This is a genomic window from Corynebacterium choanae, assembly GCF_003813965.1.
GTDB classification, from domain to species: Bacteria; Actinomycetota; Actinomycetes; order Mycobacteriales; family Mycobacteriaceae; genus Corynebacterium; species Corynebacterium choanae.
Map to the genome: position 1 here is coordinate 2715668 of NZ_CP033896.1, position 25359 is coordinate 2741026.

General features: G+C 57.6%; 18 protein-coding genes, 1 tRNA gene and 1 pseudogene. 11 read left to right on the forward strand and 9 right to left on the reverse strand.

Annotated features, from left to right (window positions below; translation table 11 throughout):
- Window positions 1-2120 precede the first annotated feature (2120 nt).
- From CCHOA_RS09780 to CCHOA_RS09795, 4 genes are all read right to left on the reverse strand, one after another.
- Window positions 2121-2942, reverse strand: a complete 822-nt coding sequence (locus CCHOA_RS09780; protein ID WP_123930085.1) for an MBL fold metallo-hydrolase — start codon at window positions 2940-2942, stop codon at window positions 2121-2123.
- Window positions 2943-2990: 48 nt separating this feature from the next.
- On the reverse strand, window positions 2991-3470 hold the full coding sequence (locus CCHOA_RS09785) for a RidA family protein (RefSeq protein ID WP_123930088.1): 480 nt from the start codon (window positions 3468-3470) through the stop codon (window positions 2991-2993).
- Window positions 3471-4093: 623 nt separating this feature from the next.
- Entirely contained in the window at window positions 4094-4252 is a 159-nt protein-coding gene (gene sp36 / locus CCHOA_RS09790; RefSeq protein WP_123930090.1) for a Sp36 family protein, read from the reverse strand.
- Between the two features lie 537 nt (window positions 4253-4789).
- Complete coding sequence (locus tag CCHOA_RS09795; protein WP_123930094.1) at window positions 4790-5134, reverse strand: WhiB family transcriptional regulator; 345 nt, start codon at window positions 5132-5134, stop codon at window positions 4790-4792.
- 141 nt (window positions 5135-5275) lie between these two features.
- Between CCHOA_RS09795 and CCHOA_RS09800 the strand changes: the two genes are divergently transcribed.
- Entirely contained in the window at window positions 5276-7747 is a 2472-nt protein-coding gene (locus CCHOA_RS09800; protein ID WP_377739635.1) for a transglycosylase domain-containing protein, read from the forward strand.
- Window positions 7748-8079: 332 nt separating this feature from the next.
- On the opposite strand, the gene CCHOA_RS09805 is transcribed toward CCHOA_RS09800, so the two are convergent.
- Window positions 8080-8745, reverse strand: coding sequence for a GNAT family N-acetyltransferase (locus CCHOA_RS09805; protein WP_123930100.1), 666 nt, complete (start codon window positions 8743-8745; stop codon window positions 8080-8082).
- Window positions 8746-9344: 599 nt separating this feature from the next.
- Between CCHOA_RS09805 and CCHOA_RS09810 the strand changes: the two genes are divergently transcribed.
- Window positions 9345-9581: a PTS sugar transporter subunit IIB gene (locus CCHOA_RS09810; protein WP_123930102.1), complete on the forward strand. Its 237-nt coding sequence runs from the start codon at window positions 9345-9347 to the stop codon at window positions 9579-9581.
- Window positions 9582-9813: 232 nt separating this feature from the next.
- Here the strand turns inward: CCHOA_RS09810 and CCHOA_RS09815 are convergent, their stop codons facing one another.
- Both CCHOA_RS09815 and CCHOA_RS09820 read right to left on the reverse strand, forming a co-directional pair.
- A complete protein-coding gene (locus CCHOA_RS09815) occupies window positions 9814-9999 on the reverse strand; it encodes a hypothetical protein (protein ID WP_123930105.1) in 186 nt (61 codons plus the stop codon).
- A 304-nt stretch (window positions 10000-10303) separates the two neighbouring features.
- Complete coding sequence (locus tag CCHOA_RS09820; RefSeq protein ID WP_123930108.1) at window positions 10304-10768, reverse strand: GatB/YqeY domain-containing protein; 465 nt, start codon at window positions 10766-10768, stop codon at window positions 10304-10306.
- A 49-nt stretch (window positions 10769-10817) separates the two neighbouring features.
- On the opposite strand from CCHOA_RS09820, the gene CCHOA_RS09825 reads away from it, so the two are divergent.
- Window positions 10818-11750, forward strand: coding sequence for a metallophosphoesterase (locus CCHOA_RS09825; protein WP_123930111.1), 933 nt, complete (start codon window positions 10818-10820; stop codon window positions 11748-11750).
- Window positions 11751-11918: 168 nt separating this feature from the next.
- Window positions 11919-11995 (forward strand) — tRNA-Pro (locus tag CCHOA_RS09830).
- A 679-nt stretch (window positions 11996-12674) separates the two neighbouring features.
- Here CCHOA_RS09830 and CCHOA_RS09835 read toward each other — a convergent pair.
- Window positions 12675-14492, reverse strand: coding sequence for a hypothetical protein (locus tag CCHOA_RS09835; protein WP_123930114.1), 1818 nt, complete (start codon window positions 14490-14492; stop codon window positions 12675-12677).
- A gap of 996 nt (window positions 14493-15488) precedes the next feature.
- Here CCHOA_RS09835 and CCHOA_RS09840 point away from each other — a divergent pair.
- The 7 genes and pseudogenes from CCHOA_RS09840 to CCHOA_RS09870 all read left to right on the forward strand — a co-directional run bounded on the left by CCHOA_RS09840 (window position 15489) and on the right by CCHOA_RS09870 (window position 23303).
- The gene (locus CCHOA_RS09840) at window positions 15489-18410 is read left to right on the forward strand and encodes a DUF4040 family protein (protein ID WP_123930117.1); all 2922 of its coding nucleotides are present in this window, start codon (window positions 15489-15491) and stop codon (window positions 18408-18410) included.
- Between the two features lie 79 nt (window positions 18411-18489).
- Window positions 18490-18906 (forward strand): cation:proton antiporter subunit C, encoded by a 417-nt coding sequence (locus tag CCHOA_RS09845; RefSeq protein WP_123930120.1) that lies wholly within the window; start codon window positions 18490-18492, stop codon window positions 18904-18906.
- A 31-nt stretch (window positions 18907-18937) separates the two neighbouring features.
- Window positions 18938-20563, forward strand: a pseudogene (locus tag CCHOA_RS09850) (monovalent cation/H+ antiporter subunit D family protein); the annotation flags it as partial.
- A 108-nt stretch (window positions 20564-20671) separates the two neighbouring features.
- Window positions 20672-21604, forward strand: a complete 933-nt coding sequence (locus tag CCHOA_RS09855) for a monovalent cation/H+ antiporter subunit E (RefSeq protein ID WP_123930125.1) — start codon at window positions 20672-20674, stop codon at window positions 21602-21604.
- A gap of 9 nt (window positions 21605-21613) precedes the next feature.
- Window positions 21614-21961: a cation:proton antiporter gene (locus CCHOA_RS09860; RefSeq protein ID WP_123930127.1), complete on the forward strand. Its 348-nt coding sequence runs from the start codon at window positions 21614-21616 to the stop codon at window positions 21959-21961.
- A gap of 197 nt (window positions 21962-22158) precedes the next feature.
- Entirely contained in the window at window positions 22159-22707 is a 549-nt protein-coding gene (locus tag CCHOA_RS09865; RefSeq protein ID WP_123930130.1) for a Na+/H+ antiporter subunit G, read from the forward strand.
- Window positions 22708-23048: 341 nt separating this feature from the next.
- The gene (locus CCHOA_RS09870; protein WP_123930133.1) at window positions 23049-23303 is read left to right on the forward strand and encodes a hypothetical protein; all 255 of its coding nucleotides are present in this window, start codon (window positions 23049-23051) and stop codon (window positions 23301-23303) included.
- A 386-nt stretch (window positions 23304-23689) separates the two neighbouring features.
- On the opposite strand, the gene CCHOA_RS09875 is transcribed toward CCHOA_RS09870, so the two are convergent.
- A complete protein-coding gene (locus CCHOA_RS09875) occupies window positions 23690-25270 on the reverse strand; it encodes a catalase (RefSeq protein WP_123930137.1) in 1581 nt (526 codons plus the stop codon).
- Between the last annotated feature and the right edge of the window lie 89 nt (window positions 25271-25359).

The window sequence follows — 25359 nt, forward strand, 5'->3', positions numbered from 1 at the left end:
ATGAGACCAATGCTATCGGTCACGACCGGCAAAAGCACGACTAGCAGCGAACTTATCCCACTCTTCCACTAGAGCAATAGTTCATTGGAAGGCAAAACAATACAGCTAACAAGCTTAGCTTTTCACCGCAAAATTGCACCCCGGTGAATACCTCGCCACCCTTGGGCAAAACCTTTTGTCATGCTAAGAAAACCTTTTTCCTGCGGCACCCTGCCACAATCCCTCTGCCAGGGGAATAAGCCCCGTTTGGCGAACCCGCCCTTCGATCGATCCCATCGGCTTCCACCAAAATCGACACCAAAATTTGCCGCCTATCCACTGCTGGATAACGACAGAGGCCTCACATTTGTTCATTGCATTACCCCAGAATGACCGCGAACTCCGCTAAGTTACCCCCACTGTCAAAAATTCGCTAGAGATTAGATGTGGATAATTACCCCCAAAAAGTGGCCAGCGATTCGACATGTCCAGATTCTATGATCTTCATCACAATGGTGGAAGTAACGGCAACCGAAGCGTTGCTTACGGCAAAATTTCACAATGCTAAGGAACAGATTCACTGGCCTCGTCCAGTTGCTCCGAGTCCTGGGCAGACCCGGAAAGTAGCATCGCTTGCGGTAGTGGGCTTCACGGGAAACCAACCATAGGTAGGCACGATTGCCTGTGATTGAGCCACCCGACAGGAAGGTACGGGCGCGAAACGATAGTGAGTTGCTGTGCACACCACCGCAGTGAGGACCGGTGGCGAAGTACAATACGCAGTCAAGCCTGCCAATTGGCTTCCACCAACTTTGATCAGCGGTGTATTCCCCCAGTTCTTACCCATCTTGCACTTGCCCAGAGCGACAATAGCCGCCCAGCAACTGTCGAGTTAGGCTCCCATGAGACCTTGAAAAGGGATTAGGTGCAGATGGCAACATGGCACCACCATAGTTTGCACCACACACGGAACCAGCAATACTGCGGTGACGCAGTGTTTTCACAACGTTCGCACGCTGTATTTCAACCGCATCACTGCCGGCAAAGACCATAAGTTTCGCCTAAACATGGCCGCCTCACCACAGTCGCCTACTCGTACCCACGACTGGTAGCACCGCCCCACCTGCATACCTGCCTGGTATTGCTCGATAGGCGAAGGAGTTATACCGGTTTTCTTCCTCGGTAACTGCCTTACGTTCCGATCACCTCTTTATCGGCTCGTCTCCCCCGCTTCCGCGAATAAGTCACATGACTTTAAAACCCGGGGCCTTTGCAAAACTCTTCCCGGATGCATATAGCAGCGAGAAAACCTTGATACGCGACCAAACCGCGATCCGTAGCACGCCCCTTAGGAACATCTCGCTAGCGGGGAGTGTCATTCGACGGCTTTCCCTCAAGCAGCTGCTGCAACGTTTGCATGTCGCCAGATTGGTGACAGTGAAGGTGATCGTGTGGTGGTGTCCTGGCTGACTGAACTAGGCAACCAACCGATTGACTGAGGGGAAGATCAGCGACGTTGCGGATCCACCTGGCAACTTCACCGGGAACCGCCAGCCTTGGCGCACAATACTATTGTGAAGCTACTGGTTAGCGGAGTCTCTAGCGAATGCACCGTCTTCGAAGCAACCCGTCACACGCGAGAAAATTTGACCGTCTCGCCGTTGGTGCGTCAGCAATCCTCTGCTGCCACCAACACTGGCAACTATCCAAGCATCGGCAAGTCACGCTGGTGAGAAGCAAGATGTCAAGCTCGCTCTACCGGTAAACCGGCACTACGCCAATCAGGTGACCAGTTGGAGATGAGTTCAGCAAAGATTGACCTACCACTTCTACCGGATAGCGATTTGCGATTTGGCGGCATACGCCGTGGTAGTAAGTAGGTGGAACACAGCTCGTGTTCTTCAAATCCAATGCCACCAACCCTAACGAGACGAAACGCCGCAAGAATTCGCTGGTAACCTCGCGTAACAGGCCACTAAACACACCAACGCCACAAGTGCCGCCTATCCCGGTGTGTAACAACAACACTCCTAGGCGACACTTGTGGTGTGTGTAAACCGACTGCGACAATGAAGTAACCAGCTACGGGGGTTACCGGAAACTTGCCGCAACATGCTGGGATTGCGGAACCCTTGGGATCCCTAGATCTCACCCTGTTCTTTGAGATATCGCAAAGTGACCCGGGTGGACTGTTCCGCAGAAGCACCACGCAGCACCGGATCGACATCGGTGTAAATCTCGTCGACGATGGCTTTCATCGGCGCATCAGCACCCAGCTTCTTTACGGCAGCCCGGACTTGGGCGAGCCGCTGTTCACGACGGTCTAAATATTTCCGAGCCAACGCGGAAGTATCCGGATTCTCTGGACCGTGTGCTGGCAGCAGCATGACATTTTTGCCGCGATCCTCCAACACATGGAGCGAGTTGATGTAATCGCCAAGATTACCGTCGGTCTCAGAGATCATCGTGGTGTGCCGACCGGCGATCGTCGACCCGGTGAGAATACCTTCGAGCTCTGATTCACCAGGCTCACCGCTCCACAGGAAGAAACACACCGAATCAGAGGTGTGCCCTGGAGTGTGGACGACCTCGAGGGTGGGGGTAACTCCTTCAACGCGAATGATTTCGCCGTCGACGAGCGGTTCCGCACCGCGACAGAATCGTTGATCAAAGCCGCGTACCGCAGTCCCGTTCAGCTGGCGGAAGCGAGGCGCCCCATCGGCACTGTCATCATGCCGGTGGGTGAGTAACGTCACCGCTACCGGGTCAGCCTTCGCATTGAGAACATTCAAATGTCCTTCTTCTTCAGGACCTGGATCGATCACAATCGAGGCGGTGTCCCCTGGTGCACGAATAATCCACGAGTTCGTGCCTTCCAAGGCGGTGTAGCCAGGGTTGGGACATAAAACAACGGACGCCGACCGGGTCACCGGCCGTAGTTGGCTGTAGGCGGGATGCTCCATGTGCTCTAGCTTAACTTCCCCTGCAGGATTTCGTGGTGTTTGTGCAAGTTACTTCCCAGTTTCGGTGGCGATTTCCACCACAATCTCCAGTTCGACGGGGGATGCCAGGGGCAGTTGTGCTACCCCAACTGCGGAACGAACGTGGGCACCCTGCGCCCCGAAGATCTCCCCGAGCAGATTCGATGCCCCATTGATGACTGCTGGCTGGTCGGTGTATCCGTCCGCGGAAGCAACAAATCCGGTGACTTTCAACACCCGGCTGACATTGTCAATACCGACAAGTTCATCAATCGCAGCCAGTGCGTTGAGGGCGGCTGTTTGCGCAAGCTGGGTTGCCTGTTCAGTGGTGACTGTGTCACCAACTAGCCCGGTAACTTCGAGTGCACCGTCCACAAACGGCAACTGACCGGAAGTCCACACTTGATTACCGACTTGGATTGCGGGCACATAGGCGGCAACAGGTGCGGCCACCTCAGGAAGTTGCACACCGAGTTCTTGCAGTCGTTTGGTGGTTTGTGTGGTGCTCATGTGCTGCTCGTTTCTGTAACAGAGTTGTGTGGTGGTGGTTGTGGTTGCAGATCGTGTTGGTAGGCGGTCGAGATCACAGCTGTGGTTGCCGGCACGCGGGCTGCGGCACACAGCTGCGATCTATCTTAACTGGCGAAAGATCACGGTGGCTGCAAACCAACTGGTTCACACCGAAACATCCCGCATGCTGCTGGCAAGGCTAGTGCTGGGTGATCGATTCACCGGGCGCTTTGGATCCACCGGGCGCTTTGGATCCACCGGGCGCTTTGGATCTGCCAGGATTTTCCTGGCACTGGTGCTTATGCTGCTGTGCCCCGGTGCCGGTGGTTTGCATGGCTTTCGCCTGGTTGCGAACTCACCGTGTTGACGGGGTTACTCATCAGTATTGGATTCCGTGACACTGCTATGAGCACCGCTATTGGTGACATCTATTCATGGCACTGCCATCTATTTGTGGCCCTGTTGCACGCTAGCGAATGAATAATCCCGCCGCATCGGATCGATGGGCGGGATTATTCCAGCGCCCTTGGGGCGCGTGAGTTGTTTGGAGTGGTTGTTCGCAGATGCGGTGGCCGGGTGGTGCAGGTGTTGCTTTCGCCGCGATCCCGCTGTGCGGGGATGGATTAGCTAACTGGGCGCTTTAAGAAAGCGACCATGTTCTCGGGGTTTGGCCCTGGTGTGACGCTCACAAGCTCCCAACCATCCTCGCCCCAGGTGTTGAGAATCTGGGTGGTGGAGTGGGTCAACAGCGGTACGGTGGCATATTCCCATTGTGTTGTCATGGGCTATAAGCCTAGCGGTTGGAGCGGCTCATTGGTTACCCCCGGGGTGCTCTCGTCGTTGATCCCCCTAACCAGAAAGCAAATCCTTAGTTGCGGACAATCGGACACAAATGGTCATCCCTTTTACGCGCGGGGGTGATTTTCACCACGCCCAACCCCCTACCCCCCTTCTTATCTTTTTCTTAGCTTTGACAGCGGTTTTGTCACAGCTTTGCCGACATTTTGGACCCATTTGCGGATATAACACCACAATCGCTGCCGCAACTGCACTTGCTTTCCGCCAACTGCGGACAATTCCCGCAGCTCAAGGCCAGGTATTGCCGTGCCAATTCCCCGTTCCCGAATGGTGAGATGGCCCGTTGCATCACCCCAAGAAAGCAATAAGAAATCCAGGTTTAGCGATACTTAAGCAGCCTGGTCGGGAACAAAGAAAAACACCCGGGAAGTCAGTGCATGACTTCCCGGGTGTTGGCCCAAATAGCCCCGAAACGGGTAAAGCATTTTAGGCCTTAACAAGTACTGCGGTAGCAGCCGTTGCTAGATACCTTCAAGCTCACCGCCGGCAGCCAGATACTCTGCCCAGCTGGTGATATGCGGATTCTTCCGCAACAGTGCCCTACGCTGGCGTTCTGTGAGACCGCCCCACACCCCAAATTCGACTTTGTTATCCAGCGCATCCGCGCGACATTCCAAGACCACCGGGCAGCGGCGGCAGATCGCCGCGGCACGCCGTTGCGCGGCACCGCGCACGAACAGCGCATCAGGATCGCCATCGCGACATTTCGCGCGGGTTACCCAATCCCCGCGATCCACCAATTTATTTGAGGGAACTTCAATTTGGTCGGCAGTCAGGCCTGCAGTACCCGCGAGTGCGTTCGTCATAATTACTTGGTTCTCCTCGTTAGCGACAACACGTCGGTGTCCCTTAGTGTAAACACAGGAACGGGGGTAAGTCGAATAGGACGCAACGGGGGTAGTGCCGTCGTATTTACCCGGCGCGCGGAAGTTGCGTAGGGTAATGGAGTGGGCATTGTGAAATCGTTGTCGAAAGTTGCCGCCTCGACTGCCGCAGTCGGAGTGATTTGTGCTGCTGCGCTGTCCCCCGCCGCCGGGGTCGGTGCAGTGGCAGTTACCCGTACGCAGGCAACTATGCAATCCAATTTGAAAGACCTCACCGGTGGGGATTCCCCTGGGGTGACCACTATTTTGGATGCTGCGAGACAGCCCATTGCCTGGATTTATGATCAGCGCCGATATCCGGTGGGGGCGGATCAGATCTCCCCGCTGATGAAAGCCGCAATCGTCTCAGTGGAGGATCGACGCTTCTATTTTCACGACGGCGTGGACTGGCAAGGCACGTTGCGGGCTATGATCACCAACACGGTGTCCGGGTCGGTGCAGCAGGGGGCATCCACCCTTGATCAGCAGTATGTAAAAAACTATCTGCTGCTCGTCGATGCGAAAGACCAGGCAGAGCAGGCAGCCGCAACAGAAACCTCCTATGCCCGTAAACTCCGGGAGATGAAGATGGCCTCCGATTTGGAGAAGCATCTGTCGAAGGATGAGATTTTAACCCGCTATCTCAACATTGTGCCGTTCGGTAACGGCGCCTTCGGGGTGGAGGCTGCCGCCCAAACCTATTTCGGTATTCCCGCCGCTGAGCTGAATCTGCCGCAGGCCGCAATGCTTGCCGGTATTGTGCAGTCTTCCTCGGTGCTCAACCCCTACACCAATGAGGCTGGTGTTATAGAGCGGCGCAACACAGTCTTAGACACAATGGTCGCCTCGGAGGCGATTAGTGCGCAAGAAGCGGCAGCAGCCAAGGCTGCCCCGCTCGGTGTGCTGGAGCAGCCAGGGGATCTTCCAAACGGCTGTATCGCTGCTGGGAACCGTGGCTATTTCTGCGACTATGTGCTGCAATATCTCGCCGGAAAAGGCTTTGACCAAGAAAAACTCAAAGCCTCCTCGTACACCATCACCACCACGCTAGATCCTGCACTCCAAGAGATCGCCCACAATGCGGTGACCGCACAAGCAAATCCGCAAGCCCCCGGGGTGGCTGCAGTCCTCGACATTGTCCAGCCTGGTCCAGATTCCCGGAAAGTACTGGCGATGACCTATTCGCGGGACTATGGGCTGGATGCGGAAGCCCACCAATCGGTGCTTGCACTGCCCTACACCCAGCATGGATCCGGTGCCGGATCAATCTTTAAACTCTTCACTGCCGCAGTCGCCCTGGAGAAAGGCATGGGCACCGAGCAGATGCTGCCGGTTCCTGCCCGTGTTGAGGTGAAAAACATGGGTGCCGGTGGGGCGGCGAACTGTCCTCCGGACACCTACTGTGTGGAAAACGCTGGCGTATATAAACCAGAGATGACCCTGGCTGATGCACTTGCCCACTCCCCTAACACCACCTTCGTCAAACTCATTGAGCAAGTCGGTGTCGCCGACACCGTCCAGATGGCGATCCGGTTAGGACTCACCGACTTCACCCTGCCCGGCTCGTTTAACGGCCAAGACTCTGTCGCCGACTATGTCACCGCGAACAATCTCGGCTCGTTTACGCTAGGTCCTACCGGGGTGAATCCGCTGCAGCTGTCGAATGTGGCAGCAACGCTAGCCTCCCACGGGGTGTGGTGTGAACCCAACCCCATCGAAGAGATGCTCGACGCATCCGGGCGGGCAGTTACCCTGCCCCAGCCGGCATGTACCCAAGCAGTCGCCCCGGAACTTGCCGACAGCCTCGCCCAAGCGATGAGTCACGATACCACTGAAGGCACTGCCGCGGACTCGGCACGAGCATTCGGCTGGGGCACCCCGACTGCCGCGAAAACCGGCACAACAGAAGCGCATTCTTCAGCCGCGTTTTTAGGATTCAATAGTAATTTTGCTGCTGCCCCCTATGTGTTTAACGACGGGGTGGAAGTCCTTCCACTCTGCACGTCGCCGCTGCGGCAATGCGCCAACGGTGACCTCTATGGCGGTATGGAACCATCACGGATCTGGTTTGGGGCAGCAACCGCAATTGAACAAGCCCGGACCGGGGGGCTTGCCCCCGCCGCCGAGAAATATCAACGCGGCATCACCGCCGCTGATCTTCCCCGGGTTGACGGCCTCACCGAAGCCGATGCCCGCACGCGACTAGAAGACGCCGGATTCTTAGTCACTGCACAAACCGTGCCCGGCAACGGCATACCGAAAAATCGGGCGGTACGAGCTGTGCCGAAAGGCCCCTATCTGCTCAAAGGCGACGCAGTCTACCTGCAGATATCCGACGGGTCGAAACAAGTCACACCACCACCGGTGACCACTGCCCCGGCAACCATCGACACCCGGCAAAACCCGTACGGTGAGCAACAATTCGATCAATTCGGCAACCCGCAAAACCCGCCGCAACAACCCCAACAGCCCACCACCCCACCAAACACCACCGGCGGCACCCAAGATGATCTCATCACTCTAGAGGACGTCATCAACGGGATTTTGAACAACTAGCTTTACCACTGCAATAGCCCTGCTTATCGCAACAGCCCCACTGACTGTACAGCCGTTCGCTCGCACAGGCAGTGGGGACAGCACCCGCTGCATGGTGATCTGTCGGCCCCTGCACACCATCCGGTTATTACTGGCTGCACCCCAATACGGCTCAACGTCACCGCCACAGCTATGTTTCGGCACAGCACCGCTCCGATAGTGCAAACCGTGTACGGTCCCGGCAACTTCCCCCACACTGGTGCGGTGCACATAAGGAATAGAAAACACCACTGTTTTCCTTTGTGTGGTGTGCCGCAACTTCCTTAGTCTGGTGTGCCGCAGTCTGCCTGGAACTAGTGCCGATAGTGAACCCGGATACGGGTGTCGGCACGCTGAAACGTATCCGGTGCACAAGCCAGCCACAGTGCAGTGGAATCTACTGTTTCCAAATTGGTTGGCACATCAGCCACAGCAATAGGCTGATAGCCGCAGGCTTTTGAGACCGCAATCGACGACGCATTTTCGGGATGAGCACCAGTGATGGCAAGTGTTGCGCCAAGATAGTCAAAGGCGAAAGCCAACAACATGCGGCGCATTCGTTTACCGATTCCTGCGCCCTGATACCGCTGATCCAGCAATGAACCGGTAGAGATCACCCGGTGTTGAACAAAATCTACAGCCCGCAGATCTTGTTGCCCCACAATGGTGGTTCCCCGCCGCACTAGCAGAGGAATATCGCAACGTTCCGCGGTGATGGCAGCAACCTTTTCCTGCAGGCGATCCCAACTGGCATGGGCACCTGCCTGGGGATCACGCAAATGCTGGCGATACCAGGGAAAAAAGAAGGGTGCCTGCTCATTGCCGACGAAAAGCTGCAGATCCTCCATAAACGCCACATAGTCGTCCGCATCCTCCGGGCGACAGGACGTCAAACTGATCTCCCCGTCGGTGATGACTACCGTGCGCAATGCCTCTTGCAGGTCACTTCCTGCACACAGCGGTGCAATAGTGGGTTCCATGCTTTCCTTTCACTAGAAGAAAACCAAAACCGTAAGATGCGTGAACACGCTAGTGAGTATGCGGCCAATGCCGCAATGCATCACGCATTCACAGCAGGTGGGTCGACCCACGAAGGGGTTTGCAGCAACTGCAACAGGTTCACCCATCGATCATGCAAGAAGATCCTGCAACATCAGCCACAAGATCATGGTAAATATCACGTTCCACCATAGGCACCAAGCTTTGCCGCACAGCAAGGTGAACGAGCCTAAAACATGGCAACCTTACCCGCCTGGTCGAGGTATTCTCCCAGTGCAACGCCGATTTTTAAGAGCCGCGGCCACGATGCTTCCGCAGCTTGCAACGTTCGCTACAGGATGCTGTGTCGCGCCGCAGTAGCTGAGATATTCAATGCACAGTGTTGGCTTGCGACCTCCCGGCGCACCATACTAAACAGTCAACAATTCACTTACTGGAAAACCGCTGACATCAGCGCAATCATGCCCATCGACAGCGGCACGCCTGGCGGCGATGAACGGTCATCGGGTGTGCCCACATGGCCTGATGCACAGCTTGTGCGTAATTCACTATTGCGTAATTGAAAAGAAAAGGGAAGATCATGCTGCAACTCAACACAGTCATTGCCGGTCTTGGCGGTGCCAACAACATTCGGGATATCACCGGCTGTATCACCCGGCTGCGCTGTCTCGTCCACGATCCACAACGAGTCGATGAAACACTGCTCCAAGCCGGTGGTTGCACAGATATTCGCCGCAGCGGGGATCGCATCCAAATCCCCGTCGGCCTGGAGGCGGAAGTTATCGCCGATCAGCTCAACGACGCGTTGGGACGATAGCCCACAGAGCTTTTCGACCGCGGACTGAAGTGCCGGAAGTTGGAATCGTCCTCACGCAATGGATGCGGATACTGTGCAGCCTAACGCTGGCTTAACCATTGACTGTCTACCCGGCATAGGACACCGCACCGGCATGCCGCACGCACACGCAAGCGGCGGTGTTGTTGTTTGCCATGAGCACACTAGCGCGGCGAAGATAACCGCCTCCACCCAGGTGGGGAACCCGTACTCTTTACAGGCGGAACTTACCGCTTGCCGGGAGATTCTTCCATTGAGAAAAGATCCTTGCAGTACCTTCCAGCTGCTTTCCGCGAATTTTTCTAATCGCAGCGGCAAGCACCGCGGAATAACCGCAGGTTCCATTCAAGACGGCATCCCAAACACGAAGAAGATTGATCGTGTCACTGGCTTCATTCATGGTTGGAACAAGAAGCAAACAGCCCCCGTCCTGCACGATCTAGCAGATGCGTGCGGCGGAGGCTGTGTTGCTGGCTTATTCGTCCTTGTCGCACCTTTGCGCTGATTGCTAGTTCACCTGCTCTCCCGGAGAAGATGTTGTTGCACTACAGCGACGGTTTGCGAGGTTTTCTCTAATCCCTCCACCAAAGCGGCACATGCAACTGCAACAGGGACTGTCGATGTCAATGTCACCGGTGACCAGACAACGACTTCGTCGATGATGACAGGTTCCCTGTCTGGCTCCGGTAGAAAACGTTGCGGCGTTAGTTACCGCCGAGGGCGCGCTTCACCGCAGTCGACAGACGCTTGCCGTCAACCCGGCCATCTGCTTTGGCAGTGGCTTTCTGCATAACTTGACCCATCATGCGCATCGACGGCTGATCATCACCAAAGACATCTGCCACCACTGATTCCACCAGCTGATCGAGTTCCTCATCGGTGAACTGGGCTGGCAGATAGCGGGAGAACACTGCTGCTTCTTCCCGTTCAGCGGCAGCCAGCTCGTCGCGACCATTTTGCGCATACACCTCGGCAGATTCGTTGCGCTTTTTAATCTCCCGGGCAATCAGCCCCTTCACCGCAGCATCATCGACTTCATGCTTGGAACCGCTGACCGATTCGGTTTGAATCGAGGCCAGCAGCATCCGCAAAGCCCGCTTCGTAACCTCATCTTTGTCCTTCATTGCCTGCTTTAAATCAGCACGGATTGTTGTAGTCAGTTCACTCATATCGCCTAGGATACCGCGTCACCGGCGCAATCCCGTTACAGTTGTTGCTATGACACGCGCGTCACGACAGCAATCATCGCCCCTGCAGTCCGCTACCCGCTGGGTGGCAACGGCAGTAACTGCGGCCACCACTGTGGGGGCTGTCGCCGCCTATGCGAATCGGCAAGCAACCCAATACTCCCTCCGCGAGATCGCTATTGCGTGTCTGCGGCCGGGAAGCCTGCGGGGCAAAGACAGCTTCACCGTGTTGCATCTTTCCGATCTCCACATGACCCCCGACGATGAGGAGAAAACCACCTGGCTGCGCAGCTTGGCTGAAAATGATATCGATCTCGTCGTCAACACCGGCGATAACTTAGGCGACCACTATGCAGTGCCAGCCACCCTGCGGGCACTGTCGCCACTGCTGAACAAACCAGGGGTGTTTGTCTTCGGCAATAACGACTATTTCGGACCGCAACCCGTCAATCCGTTGCGCTATCTCGTCGGAAAGAAACAACCCCTCTCATCAGAAACCATGCCCTATCAAGGGCTACGAGCAGGATTCTTAGAGCGCGGCTGGGTTGATCTGAATAATGCCTGCGCGGATTTTGCAGTGAACAAAGTCAAACTCACCGTCGCCGGAGTCGACGATCCGCACACCGGACAGGCTGTCCTTGATCAAGACACTCACACCCCAAATCCGGATGCGGACGTGGCCATTGCCCTATCCCACTCCCCGGAGCCGAACGTGTTGCGGCATTTCGCCGCCCAAGGGTTTGACCTGTTATGTGCTGGACACACCCACGGGGGACAGTTATGCCTACCAGGTGGCCGACCACTAGTAAGCAATTGCGGACTACCAGCAGGGCGTGCCCGTGGACTGTCGTATCAGCGCGATATGGCCGTGCATGTCAGCCCTGGTGTGGGAACGAGTAAATATATGCAGTTCCGTCTCAACTGCCCGCCGGAAGCGACGTTACTGCATCTCATTGAGCGGTAACGCCGAACCTACCTGTCACCCAGCGATACGCAACGGCCTCCTCCCTGCCCCACACACGGCATCAGCAGTGCTCTTGCCGCTGCATCTGCTTTTTGAGTAGGTGAACAGGACTTTTGCGCAAAGACCGGTCCTCGTCTAAAGTTTTAGCGGTACGACGAACGTCGTTCACGGGATATGGCGCAGTTTGGTAGCGCGCTTCGTTCGGGACGAAGAGGTCGCAGGTTCAAATCCTGTTATCCCGACCACGTTGATGAGGTCAATGACCAGCAAACTTACTTTTGCAGGTTGTTGGCCTTTTCGCATGTCTAGGCAGCGGTGGCTAAGAGGGAGCCAGGGGATAGAAATTGGAATGCCATAGCATTCGCCGCATTCCGCTTGTCACCTGCTTGTCACCCGGGTCGTAGCAGATGCGGCCGATGTGAGGATACGGTGTCACCGCCCCCAATCGGATATTCGCACCCGGAAATCACCTGGGAAACTGGTTACCGTATGCCAGCAGCGAAGCGGTGGGGTGCCCCGCAATCTGCGGGATAGTGCTGTAGCGTTGCCGCCGGGTCACGACTGGGGCGACGATAAACCGGCGGCTCACCGGTCATTACCATATAGGCTGGCGGATCGATCTTTTTTCAACGCTTGCCACAGCCCTGCTGTGAACCTCTGATTTCGCAGCAATACCAGCTTGCAGGCACTACCCCACCGGTCACCGCGTTGGGGCCGGTGGGGTGGGTTGGCCGGGTAAGGATGCTTACTCCATTTAGCGCTAGCTGGCTGCTGCCGCCACGCGGGCAAGCATGTGGTGGTTTTTGCACAATATGCTGCACGGTATGGGCAAGTGATCCAACCGGGTGTTGCTGGCTTTTCCTGCCCGGCAGTTTGCCACTGTCCAAGCTGAGGATTGCCCGGACTACCAGCTCTTTTTCAAGGTTATGCTTTGTCGCGGGGTAGGGTTTCCGGATCGTTGACAGTATCGTTTATGACGATAGTATCCGGCGCCACTGGGGTGGTGAGTTCTGCCGCAATGGGACGGGCGTCGTCAACGTTGCCGGTGTCAATACCGCCGTCACGAATCGCAGCAACCTGCTGCTCATGATGTTTGCGCTCGAGGGGGTTGGAAACCCCGTAGAGCCGATCAAGTTCTGCAATCGCCGCCAGTTCTTTATTGTCACCGACGAGTTTGCTGCTAATCAGCGAACCAATAATGGCACACAACACAATGGTGCCGGTGAGCACAGCGAGCGCTACCGTGATCTGTGCTGTAGGGGCGCCATTACCGATCGCGGTCAGCGCTGCGGTGGGATAGTGCAGCGGCATCGCATGAACAAGCACAGTTGCCACCGTTGACAATTCTTCATGGGCGGCTTGCTTCCATGCCCAAGAAACCACTGCTACCTGAGTGAACATGCCAACAATAATCGCGATCCGGCCAGTGTTTGCGCCAAGGGCAGTAATCGCCACCCGCGCTAACCCACTTGCCGCCGCATAGGAAAGACCAATTGTTACCAGCATCATGAGGGCTGGTAGCACACCGGGGAATCCGGCAACGATACACAGCAGCACCACCGTGGTGACAGTCATGCCGACCCCGGCGGTGATTTGTGGGCTAGTGAAAAACTTACGCATCGGCAGTCGATGCCAAGGGCGGGCAATCATCCAAGTGGCGGCACCAGCAAACATGATGATCGCGGCGATAAGCAGGGCAACCAACGGGGAGAGGACGCGTTGCTGCATCGCATCGGATTGTGTGTCCTGTTCGGCAGCGGAAGTCTGCTGTGTCGCATTTGCCCCTGGTGTTGCCGTGGTGGTTGGGGCGCTGGAGGCAGCAGCCGATTGCTTGCTGGTTGACGACGAGGCGTTAGGTGCTGCTGCCGCTGCCGCCGGTGCCCCCGGTAAACTCCGGGAGATCGCAGTGACATTGTCCTGGTTTTGTTTCGCCATTTGGGCAATACGATCAGCACCATTATCAAGTTTTGTGACCGCGTCGGAAAGTTTGCTGGTTTCCCCACGGGCACTCTGCAGGCCGGCGGCAAGCTCTTTGGCGCCTTTTGTCGCAGTATAAATACCGTCATGATACGGCTGACCGGGAGTGTTTAACTGGTCGGCCACCTGCCGGGAACCGGTTTTTAACTCCCCGAGTTTGCCAAGCATCTCTGGGGGGATCTGCAGATTCACCAGCTCGGTGCGGGCAGCGATAAGTTTCAATCGGGCATCGGCAATCTGTGGATCTTTCGAATCGGCAAGCAGCGTATCCACCTCGGCGATCGCAGCGAGCATCTGATCCCGAATTACTGGGATTTGGGCGACCTGATCAACAGCAAACCCCACCCCATCGGCTACTTCGGTGGCACCACGACCAAGCTCAGCAGTCCCGTTTTGCAGCTGCACCATACCATCGGCTAACGCCTGCGCCCCATCGGCGGCCTCGTTGGTTTTCGTGACAAGTTCTGGGGCGGCATCAGCAAACTGTTGGGTGCCGGCGGCCAGTTCACCGGTTGCGGTGGTTAAAAACCCGGCTTGCGTGTGAGCAGTTGCCACAGCCCGTTTCGCAGGGGTGAGCGCTTGCGCATCGAGCCCGGTCGCACCCGGGGCAACCGGGGCCCCAACTTCGGTGTCCACTCCTTTTGGTGTCCACGATGCCGCCAAGGTGGCATTGGTCGTGACTGCCCACAGGCAGCCAGCTAATACAGGTATTGCCACTAGCAGGGCAAGAACAATCCGAAGGGTGGCGCGTACCGCAGAGCTCATAGGTTAAAGTGTGTCCTACCGTGCACCAACTAGCCACGGTGACACACCGGCAAGCCCCCCAGTTTTTCCGCTTGCCGAATCCTGCTCCCCGCGGCGGCCCGCACAGGGGACAAGGGATACAACAGCGGCTCCTTTCGGGGCAGAACATCGCAGCATCCGTGCTGCCGACTGACCAAAACTGCTGCTAGCTACTATTCATACTGTCGCTTATTACTGCTGTCGACACCGTTGGTTTATACGAGAAGCAAACAATTCCGTGTCGGGAAATGGCAGCTTTTCGCAGCAAACAGGAACATTTGAGCTGCAGCGCGACGCGGTGTTCACCTGTCAGTAGTGGCCAGGCGAGCACAGCGGATTGGGGATAACAGCTGTACTGAGCCGGGGTGAAACGTGGACTTGGTTGGGTGGGGCTGTGGTTGCTGGTTGGATGGGGCTGGGGTGCAGTGCCGAGGAAGCGGGCGGCGGCAAGACGGCTCCTCGCTCGGCAGCACTAGGCTGTGACTTCTGCATTTCTATGTTGCACAAGTGGCGCCCGATATGTTTTCGTGTAAGGGATTAACTACGTTTGCATCAGCTGCTTCTGGGCGGATATGTTCCCCGCACATGAGCGAAATCGCCGGTGCAAACCGTCGGTGGCTGGCGCGGGTAAAAACAACCACGGACATCACCACGACGTGGTGATGGCGACACGATCCATCGCTCAGCGGTGGGGTGCACACAACGTGGAAGACTGCACCTCTTCCCCGGTGGGAGACCACCGGTTGGCCAGAGTTGTTGTGAAAGCTAGTTCTTTCCCGCCAACGCATCTGACTTGGGAAACGTGTTCGCAAGTCAGCGTGCAACCAAAGGTTTGCCGCTGCCGGCGTTCGATAACTTCGCGGTCACTCACGTATCGCAGCAGACCAGACTGTTTTTAGTACCACAGTCGACTGCTGCAGCTTGTGATATGTGGGAAGACTTGCGTGCCCGTTGCCATATTGGTGTGAGGAGACGCTTGTGACACTCATTTGGGTGCTCGCGCTGGCAGGATTAGCGGTGCTGCTGGCCGCCCCGGCGGTAGCCGTGTTTGACCGGCGCGCCGGCTGGCCATTATCGCTGCTGTTTATTGCAGGGGCGGTGCTGCTTGGACGCGAACTGCCGGATATTTTCGCCGGCCAGCCGCTCACCTATGAGATGGTGTGGGCGAAAGACTTCCTAGGGCCTGGCATTGATGCCACCTTCGCGCTGCGCGGGGATAGTTTGAGTGTCTTTTTCGCCATGCTGGCACTGGTTATCGGTGCGGTGGTGTTTATCTATTCGGCGAGCTATCTGCACAACAACGCCGGAAACTTGACGTTCTACCTGTTTATGTCGGGGTTCTCGCTGGCGGTGCTGCTGCTGGTGCTGGCCGATGATGTGGTGGTGCTGTTTATCGCCTGGGAGCTGGTGTCGATCGGCTCATTTTTGCTGATTGCCCGCTCTGGTTCGGGGGGCGAAGCAGGTTCGATGCGCACCCTGATTTTGACGTTTACCGGCGGGTTAACACTGTTGGCAGCGTTAGCGATGATGGCAACGCAGGCTGGTTCGACGCGCCTGTCGGAGATTCTCGCCGCCCCGTTCTGGTTTACGCAGCCGCATATTACGACCGCGTTGGCGCTGCTGATTGCGGCTTCGGCGTTTACGAAAGCCGCCCAGTTCCCCTTCCATTTCTGGCTTCCGGAGGCGATGGCTGCCGCCACCCCGGTGTCGGCGTTTCTGCATGCGGCTGCGGTGGTGAAGGCCGGTATTTATGTGCTGCTGCGGTTTTCGACAGTGTTCTACGATAATCCGCTGTGGCATGTGCTGCTCATTACGGTCGGTATGGGCACTGCGGTGATGGCGTCGCTGTTTGCGATTCAGAAAACTGACTTGAAAAAGCTCACCGCCTATTCGACGGTGTCGCATCTGGGGTGGATTGTTGCCACTATCGGGGTGGGTACCCCGTTTGCGTTAGCTGCGGCAGTGATTCACACCCTGGCGCATGCCCTGTTTAAATCGTCGCTGTTTATGCTCATCGGGGTGATTGACCACCAGGCTGGGTCGCGTGATGTGCGCCGCCTGGGGGTGTTGTGGAATAAGCTGCCGTTTACGTTTACAGCCGTCACGATTGGTGCGCTGTCGATGGCAGCGGTGCCGCCAATGATGGGGTTCATCTCGAAAGAGGGGATGTTAGAGGCGTTTCTGCAGGCACCGTTGCCGCATGGGGCACTGGTGGTGCTGCTCATTGCGGCTGCTGTGGGGGCAGTGTTTACCTTCACCTATTCGGCACGTCTGGTCACGGGGGCGTTTTTTGACGGTCCCCGCGATATGAGTGCGGTCAAAGAAGCCCCGGTGAGCCTGTGGCTGCCAGCTGCCCTGCCGGGTGTGTTGTCACTGCCGCTGGCGTTTGTTGTCACCTATTTGGATGAGCCAGTGGCGGCTATTGTGGCGGCGATCAACGGCACTGATCCGCAGCTGCATTTGGGGCTGTGGCATGGTATTACGGTGCCGCTTTTGATCTCTACTGCGGTGATGATTGTTGGTGTCGTCGGGGTGATTATTCGCCGCCGGTTGTATGCCACTGTTGATCCGTTAGAGTTCTTCCCTGTCACCGGCAATGAGGCGTTGCAGCGGTTTATTCTGCTGTGCGCCAAGTGGGGCAAATCCTGTGCCCGAATGGCAGATTCGTATAGTCCTTCCCGGCATTTGCTGTATCCGCTGCTGGTGATTGTTGGTTTCGGTTATCTGCTGCTGCTCACCACAGGTGTGGATGGGGTGCTGTTGCCGCCGAAGATTACCGGTATTGACCGGCCGCTGGATATGTTGCCGCTGGTGATTGTGGCGATCTCTGTGGTGGGGCTGGTGCGTGCCACTTCCCGGGTGTATGCGGTAGTGCTGCTGGGTACCGCCGGTGTTGGGGTGACGTTGCAGATTTTGATGCTCGGCGCCCCCGATGTGGCGCTCACCCAATTCTTGGTTGAGATCCTTGTCGTGGTGATCATGATGATGGTGATTCGGCAGCAGCCGTCGGTGTTCCACGGTACGTCTGCGCGGCGGCAAACCTATGCGGCAGCGCTTGCGCTGGCCGTGGGTGGGATTACCTTTGCTGCAGTGTGGGGGCTTATCGGTCGGCATCCCCGCCCGGAGATCGCCACCTGGTATTTGACGCAAGGACCAGATATCACCGGCGGCGACAATGTCGTCAACACGATCCTGGTGGAGTTCCGTGCCTTGGATACCATGGGTGAACTGACCGTATTAGGTATGGCCGGGGTGGTGATTGCGGCGGTGATCGCCTCCATTCCGCGGCATCCATTTGCCCGCGGCACCCATCCGATTCCGCTGCTCAACCCGCAGGCGAATGCGGTGCCGCTTACCCAGCTTGCCCGGTTTGTGCAGCCGCTGCTGTGGGTGATTTCTGTGATCGTGTTCTACCGGGGTCATAATGCCCCCGGTGGCGGGTTTATTGCTGCGCTGATTGCCGGGGCGGCAATCATGCTCAGCTATGTGAAAGCTGGCACAGATAAGCCGGTGGTAAAACCGCACACCCCGTATGTGCTCACCGGGCTGGGGATTCTCATCGCACTCGGCGACGGGTTCTTAGGTCTGGTTGCCGGGGATTCGTTCCTTTACGCGCTGCATGTGCACGCCCTGGGTCAGCATTTCTCTTCGGCCATGATTTTCGACCTCGGGGTGTATTTAGCGGTGCTGGGCATGGTCACCTTAGGGATTAACGGCTTGGGTGGCTATCTGCGGCCGGGCAACGATAAACCGTTGCATCCGCATGCCCGGGGTGGGGCGCAAAATACTGGTGCCGCCGCCACAGAGGAAAACCGGCAAGTGAAAACGAAACGGGATGAAGATGACCATCACCTGCAGGCGTCCGCGCCCGTGGTCAACCAGGAAACGAGCCGGCCATGACGTATCGAGATGTTATCGGTCGGCAGGCAAACGGCTGGATGGTTCATATTCGCTTTTCAATCCTTGGGAGGGCAGCAGCATGATGCTGGCACTAACAATCGCAATCCTGGCAGCAGGTGGTGTGTTTCTTATCCTGCAGCGGGGCATGGTGCGCATTGTGCTTGGCATGGGGTTGATTTCTCACGCGGCGAATTTGACGATTTTAGCGGCAGGTATTCCCCGCTGGCGCGGGGAACCCTTCCCCTCCCGCACCCCGCTAGAGGCGGCAGCTGATCCGCTGCCGCAGGCGTTTGTGCTGACCGCAATTGTGATTACCATGGCGACGACTGCGTTTATGTTGGCGTTGGCTGCGCTGGGGCGCAGCGACGACACCCGCAGCGCAGAGGATCCGACCGAACAGTCTCCCCTGGAGACTCGTGCCCGGTCGGCGAAACCGATGCCGCAGGCCTCCCATCGGGTGGCGCGGGTCAGCCAGCGGCTGAGCAACAGTAAATAGGGCAAGCAGTTAACGAAGGATTGGAAACCTTATGCACGATCATTCCTGGGTTGTCTCCACGGTTGCTGCAGCCCCCGGCACCATCCTTGCCGCCGGTGACTCGGCAGGCATTGTGCCTGCCGGCGTATCGGCTGGCACCTGGCTGCCGCTGTTTGTGGCGGTACCGTTGCTGGCGGCAGCACTGTGTGTGCTGATTCCTGCCCGCCGCCTCCGGGAGGCGATCCACATCGGGGTTCCGGTGGTGGTGATGGTTGCCGCGTTGTGGCTGCTGCAAGTCACCGCCACGGAAGGCACGATCGCCACCGGGGTGGGACGCTATATCGGCGGGATTGCGATTCCCTTTGCCGCGGACGCGTTTACCGCACTCATGCTGGTGGCGACCGCATTGGTGGCGGCGGTGTCGAATTGGTTTGCAACCGCCGCCAATGAGACAAAAGCCCGGTTTTATCCAGCGCTCACCCTGATGCTGATTGCTGGCGTCAACGGCGCGCTGCTCACCGCGGATCTGTTTAACCTGTTCGTGTTTATCGAAGTGATGCTGCTGCCCTCCTACGGGTTGATGGCCATGACCGGATCGTGGGCACGGCTGGCCGGTGGCCGCACCTTTGTGTTGGTGAATCTGTTGACCTCAACGGTGCTGCTGGTGGGGGTGGCGTTCGTCTATGCGGTCGCGGGCACCGCAAATATGGCGGTGTTGGCTGGTGCTGCCGCCGGGAAAGGGCCGTTGACTGCCGCCATGGGGCTGGTCATTATTGCCCTGGCGGTGAAAGCTGGCACCTTCCCGGTGCACACTTGGCTGCCGCGCACCTATCCGGCAACCTCCCCTGCGGTGATGAGCCTCTTTTCCGGCCTGCACACCAAAGTCGCGGTGTATGCGATTTTCCGCATCTATACCGTGATTTTTGACCTGGATGGGCGCTGGGCGTGGCTGATTGTGGTTATTTGTGTGATCTCTATGCTGGTCGGCGGCTTCGCCGGCCTGGCGGAGCATTCCATGCGCCGCATTATCGCCTACCAGATGGTCAACGGCATGCCGTTTATCCTTGTGGTGTTAGCGTTCACCCAAGTCGATCCGACCCGGGCGCTGGCCGCCGGCATGCTCTATATGATCCACCACATGGTTACCGTCGGTTCCCTGGTGCTGTCGGTTGGTGCGGTAGAGGAAACCTACGGCACTGGCATGTTGTCGAAGCTGCATGGTCTTGCCCGCCGGGAGCCGCTGATTGCCACCATTGTGGTGATGGGATCGTTCTCTATTGTGGGGTTCCCCCCATTTTCCGGTACATGGGGCAAACTGTTTTTGGTGATGGCTGTGGCGAAACCAGCGACCTGGCTGTCGTGGGTGGTCATTGTCACGATTATTCTGGCGAGCTTCGGTGCCCTGTTGTCGATGCTGCGACTGTGGCGGGAAGTGTTTTGGGGCAAGAATCTGAATCCGAAACGTTTCCCCGATCAGCTGCTGGTGCCGCTGCGGCTCGCCCTGCCCAGCGCACTGCTAGCGATTGTGTCGGTGGCAATGTTTTTCCTCGCCGGAACCATGATCGCCGTGACCACTACCGCCGCGGAAGGTTTGGTGGATGTCACCAGCTTTAGCACCGCGGTACTCGGCAACCCCGGTGAGGCGATCGGTATCAGCGGGGTGGATGCGGTTGCCGGGTTGCGCAGCGACGCCGCGGTCGATGTCCACAACGAGTATGTGCACCAAGGGGCGTTCACCACGGAAACCGGGGTCACAGCTACCACCACAGGGAAGGGACACTAACTCATGCTGCATGCGGTGAAATATCTCACCTGGCTGACTGGCCAGGTGATTGCCGGCGCGGTGGCGGTCGCCGTCGACATGTGTCGGAAAGAAACCAACATGGATCCGATTGTGGTGGAATATCCGCTGCGGATCACCGACGATTTCCTCATCGCGGTGTTTACCACCTCGATCACAATGACCCCGGGGACGATCTCCTGCGGGGTGATCACCCCGGATCATGACGACGAGCCAACCATTCTGCTGGTGCAGGCAGTCTACGGTAATGATCCCGCTGAGGTGATTGCCGGCCTCGCCGAGATGGAACAACGCTTATCCCCGGCGATTGCCGACGTCGACTATGGCGCCCCTGGGCAGGGCAGCGGCGACCCGCAGCGATCCACTGCGGTGGTTGGCCACAGCGACGACCATGTCGGCCCCACCGAGACCGACAATCATCACATTCGCGGCCCGCATGAGCAGCCCCACAAGGTCGCCACCGACACCCGCACCAGCGACAACAATCTTCCTGGACAGTCCCGGATTGTTACGCAAGCAACCGGGGATCACGCTGATGCTGACACCACCGCCACTATCTCGGCACATGCCGCCGCTATCGGCGGCTATCAGGTGGATCGGGCAGCGCTTGCCGGCACCGGCAACCATGTGGAACTCGACGATGCCCGCATCGACTCCTATCCGCAGGATGATCCACAGCCGGATACATCCGGCAGCCACCGGTCACAGGCCAGCCCACCGGCAGCCCCAGCGATCACCAAGGCTGCACCATCCCACGCGCATCCGGCCGACCAGCCGGACACCAACCCCGGTGGGGTAACTGTCGCCCAGCTGCAGGCACGCGCCGGCGCGGCCGACACCCGGCCGCGGCGCCGCCGCGCCGCGGAACCCACCGATACTTCCCAGCCAGATATTTCCCCGGCAGCCTCACAGGAATAGGAGCCCCCCATGGTTAATCTCGTGCTCGCCGCCGACAACATTCCGCGGGTGCCAACCACCACCGAGCTTTTCGGCAGCACCTTCGACGCTTCGCCATTTGCGTTGACCATCTATTGTGCGATCATCATTATGGGCATCGCCTTGCTCATGTCGCTGGTCTTGTTGGTGAAAGTCCGCAATGACACCTCCCGCATTGTGTTAGCTGATGCCGTGTTTTATCCCATGCTGGGGATTTATCTGGCATGGAGTTATTTGCATGAAACCCAAATCGCCTATGAGGTGGTGATGTTCGGGGGTCTGCTCGGGCTGCTCACCTCGGTGTCGCTGGCCCGCATTGTAACCAAGGGCCGCCGCTAGCCCGCCGGCGAAGGCTTACCAGCAATACCACTGCTATCACCCAATCAGCAGCGCCTGGCACATACTCCAGGCACCGCCAGCTGCCCGCTGCACCCATCGCCTGCACCACGTAACACCACCACCCGCACCCGCAACGCACACTCGCCCACCAGGCAACTCGTCGCCGTACAGAAACGAACCTAGGGAACAACGCTGACATGGACACCACAACTTTGGCCGAAATCATCATCGGAGTGATCGTTATTGCCGCCGCCCTTATGGTGCTCACCACTGCGGTGGCAATGTGGCGTTCCCCGAATGCGCTGACCCGCGCAAACCTTATGGGTCCTGCCGTGTGTGTCGGCCTGCCTTTGCTGATTATCGGCAAGCTCGGCTACGACATCATTCACGACGGGTTTAGCGTGGTGAACCTGCTGCGCGGCATTATTGCCATCGTTGCGCTGCTCGTGGTGGCTAATGTTGCCTCCTACTATGTGGGGCGTGCCGTCCACGGCGTAGAAAAAAACATTATCGTCATTGACCCGCCGAAACAGTCCAAACTCGAGAAATACACTGCGTTAAACACCCCAACCTTGGTGCATGCCGGGCAAACGGTGCACACCGCCCGCAATGAGGCGATTGCCCAGGCCGCTGACGAATCAACAAATCGGGGTAGGTTGTCGCGGCGCCAACAAAAACGTCGCCATCAAGCGCATCATCGGGACTACAATCCCTTCGCCCCGGAGAAACACCCGAACGAAGAGTAGCAACCCCGCATCACCGCAGCGACGCTTCCCCTTTGATCCAGATGTTTCGCCTTGCCGCACATCACCGCCGCGCCGGTTCTGTCCCGGCACGGCGGTGTTGGCTTTTTCCTGCCCAAATCCCCGGCGCGCCTAGCCTTGCAGCCATGGGTGGTACTCCGTCTGCAGGCCTCGTAACTGCTATCGAAGTGGTGTCGCCGTGATGCTGGCACAGTAAGACGAGGTGACGTTCCAGATCGTCGACAGTCCAACATGCAATATCGCATGAACACCATGTCACTAGACTGCACAGTGTTGGCACTCACACTGCAACATCTGCACTTCACACTTTCACACTGTAAAAATTGACGGCCATTGCAAGAATTTGTCAGCTTTCACCCATTCCCACCTGCTGCAACGTGCCTGCTACGCCGCGCGACAACCACAACATTCCATATCACAGCGGCTTTTCCAGTCAGCTGGCAGTCATCTTCTGTTTCTTCATTCGTTGTACTGGGATGCTGCAGGAAGCGCCGTTTTCAGCGATGATCTGGACATTGCGCAATCTGGTGGAAGCCATCCCGTCAGCACACTGGGAAATCGCGGACAATGTGGCTTAGCGAGCAACGAGCCGGTAGCTCACAAGATGCCCCTTGTGGGGTGGTGAGGATGTTTAGTCAGTGTTGCGCCGAGGAACCCGTTGATTCCGGATGGGGTTCATGGCTGCCACATCGACGAGGTGCCGGTCACGGTCATGTTCATCGTGCGACCGTTGCGCACCGCGGAGGTCACACTACTTTGCCCAACTTGTCGAAGCTGCACGGTGCATCCATGTTTCGCCCCTGATGTCACGCAGTGCACAGACGCCACCGCCCCACTGACAATGCTTGTCAGTGGGGCGTCTGTATCAGGGATGTGACTTAGCCGGTGCAGTCAGCAGCAAAACCTTGCGGCTTTTCACGCTGTATTCCCAGCTGTCCTGCGGAATGCTGGCGACTTCAAGTCGTTACTTGTTCATCTCGGCGAAGCGTTCTTTGACCCGGTTGCCAAGCCAAGCGTCAACCTTCGTCCAATAGTCGTAGCATTGCTGCTCTACTTCCTTGGTTACCCCTTCCATTGCGCGGGCAATGTTGCCGGCGAGGCGTTCCCGTGCCGCATCGTCGAGGACTTCCCGCACGAGGATTCCTGGCTGCACAAAGTCGTCATCTTCGCTGTGCTGCACATAGGCGCTGCGGGTGAAGTCGGTACCGTGGGTGTGGTCGAAGAGCCCAAGATCACCGGCGACACCGAGGGTTACCCGGGATCCAGAGGTTTGTCCATCATCGGCAAAACCGGCCTGGCGGTCAGTCTGGTTCGGGGAATAGACCGGCTGATCGGCGGGATCAAAGTGGAAGGTCATTGCTCCGTCTTTGGAGTAGGAGTTCACCGGGCACAGCGGCTGGTTTACCGGCAGCTGTTCAGCGTTGGCACCGACCCGGTAGCGGTGTGCATCGGCATAGGCGAAGCCACGGGCGATGAGCATTTTGTCCGGGGAGAAACCAATGCCGCGCACCACGTTCGACGGGGCGAACGCTGCCTGCTCGATTTGGGCGAAGAAGTTTTCTGGGTTGCGGTTGAGCTCGAAATATCCAACGTCGATGAGTGGATAGTCCTTGTGCGACCAGACTTTGGTGAGGTCGAATGGGTTGAAGCGGTAGTCTTCCGCCTCATCTAGGGGCATGATCTGCACTTTGACATCCCAGCGTGGGTAGTCGCCGCGCTCGATAGCGTTGTACAGGTCTTCCCGGTGGGAATCCGAATTGGCGCCGACGAGTTTTTCAGCTTCGTCGTCGGTGAGATACTTCCAGCCCTGCTGGGTTTTGAAGTGATATTTCACCCAGAAGCGTTCGCCGGCTTCGTTCATCCACTGATAGGTGTGGGAGCCGAATCCGTCCATGTGCCTAAAGGATGCGGGGATGCCCCGATCCCCCATGAGATAGGTGACTTGGTGGGCGGATTCTGGGGTGCGCGTCCAAAAGTCCCACTGCATGTTGTTGTCCCGCAGGCCAGTGTCAGGCAGGCGTTTTTGCGAGTGGATGAAGTCGGGGAATTTGATACCGTCGCGGATAAAGAACACTGGTGTGTTGTTGCCGACGAGGTCGTAGTTGCCTTCTTTGGTGTAGAACTTCAGGCTGAAGCCGCGCACATCCCGCCAGGCATCCGGGGAGCCTTGTTCACCGGCGACGGTAGAGAACCGGGCCAGCATTGGGGTAACTGTGTTGGGCTGGAAGAGTTGGGCGCAAGTGTATTGGGAGACGTCGTTGGTGACGTGCAGTTCACCGAATGCGCCGGAGCCTTTCGCGTGCACGACCCGCTCCGGGACGCGTTCCCGGTTGAAGTGGGCAAGCTTTTCCACGAGATGGAAGTCGTGCAGCGAAACAGTGCCTTGCTGGCCTTGGGTAATTGAGTGGTTTTCACTCGCAACCGGACAGCCCGCAAGTGAGGTGGTAGGTCCTTGTGGGGCGGGGCGCCGACCCCGGCTCGCGATTTGTTCAACACCTTCGTTGCTGACGCGATCTTGGGCTGTGGTTGGTTTCTTGTCTGTCATCACAACTGCTTTCTTAATTGTCGTTGATGTGGTGGTTGCTCTGGGCAACGGTGGATTGTCTTGTATTCAATGCAGCATGGTGCGACAAC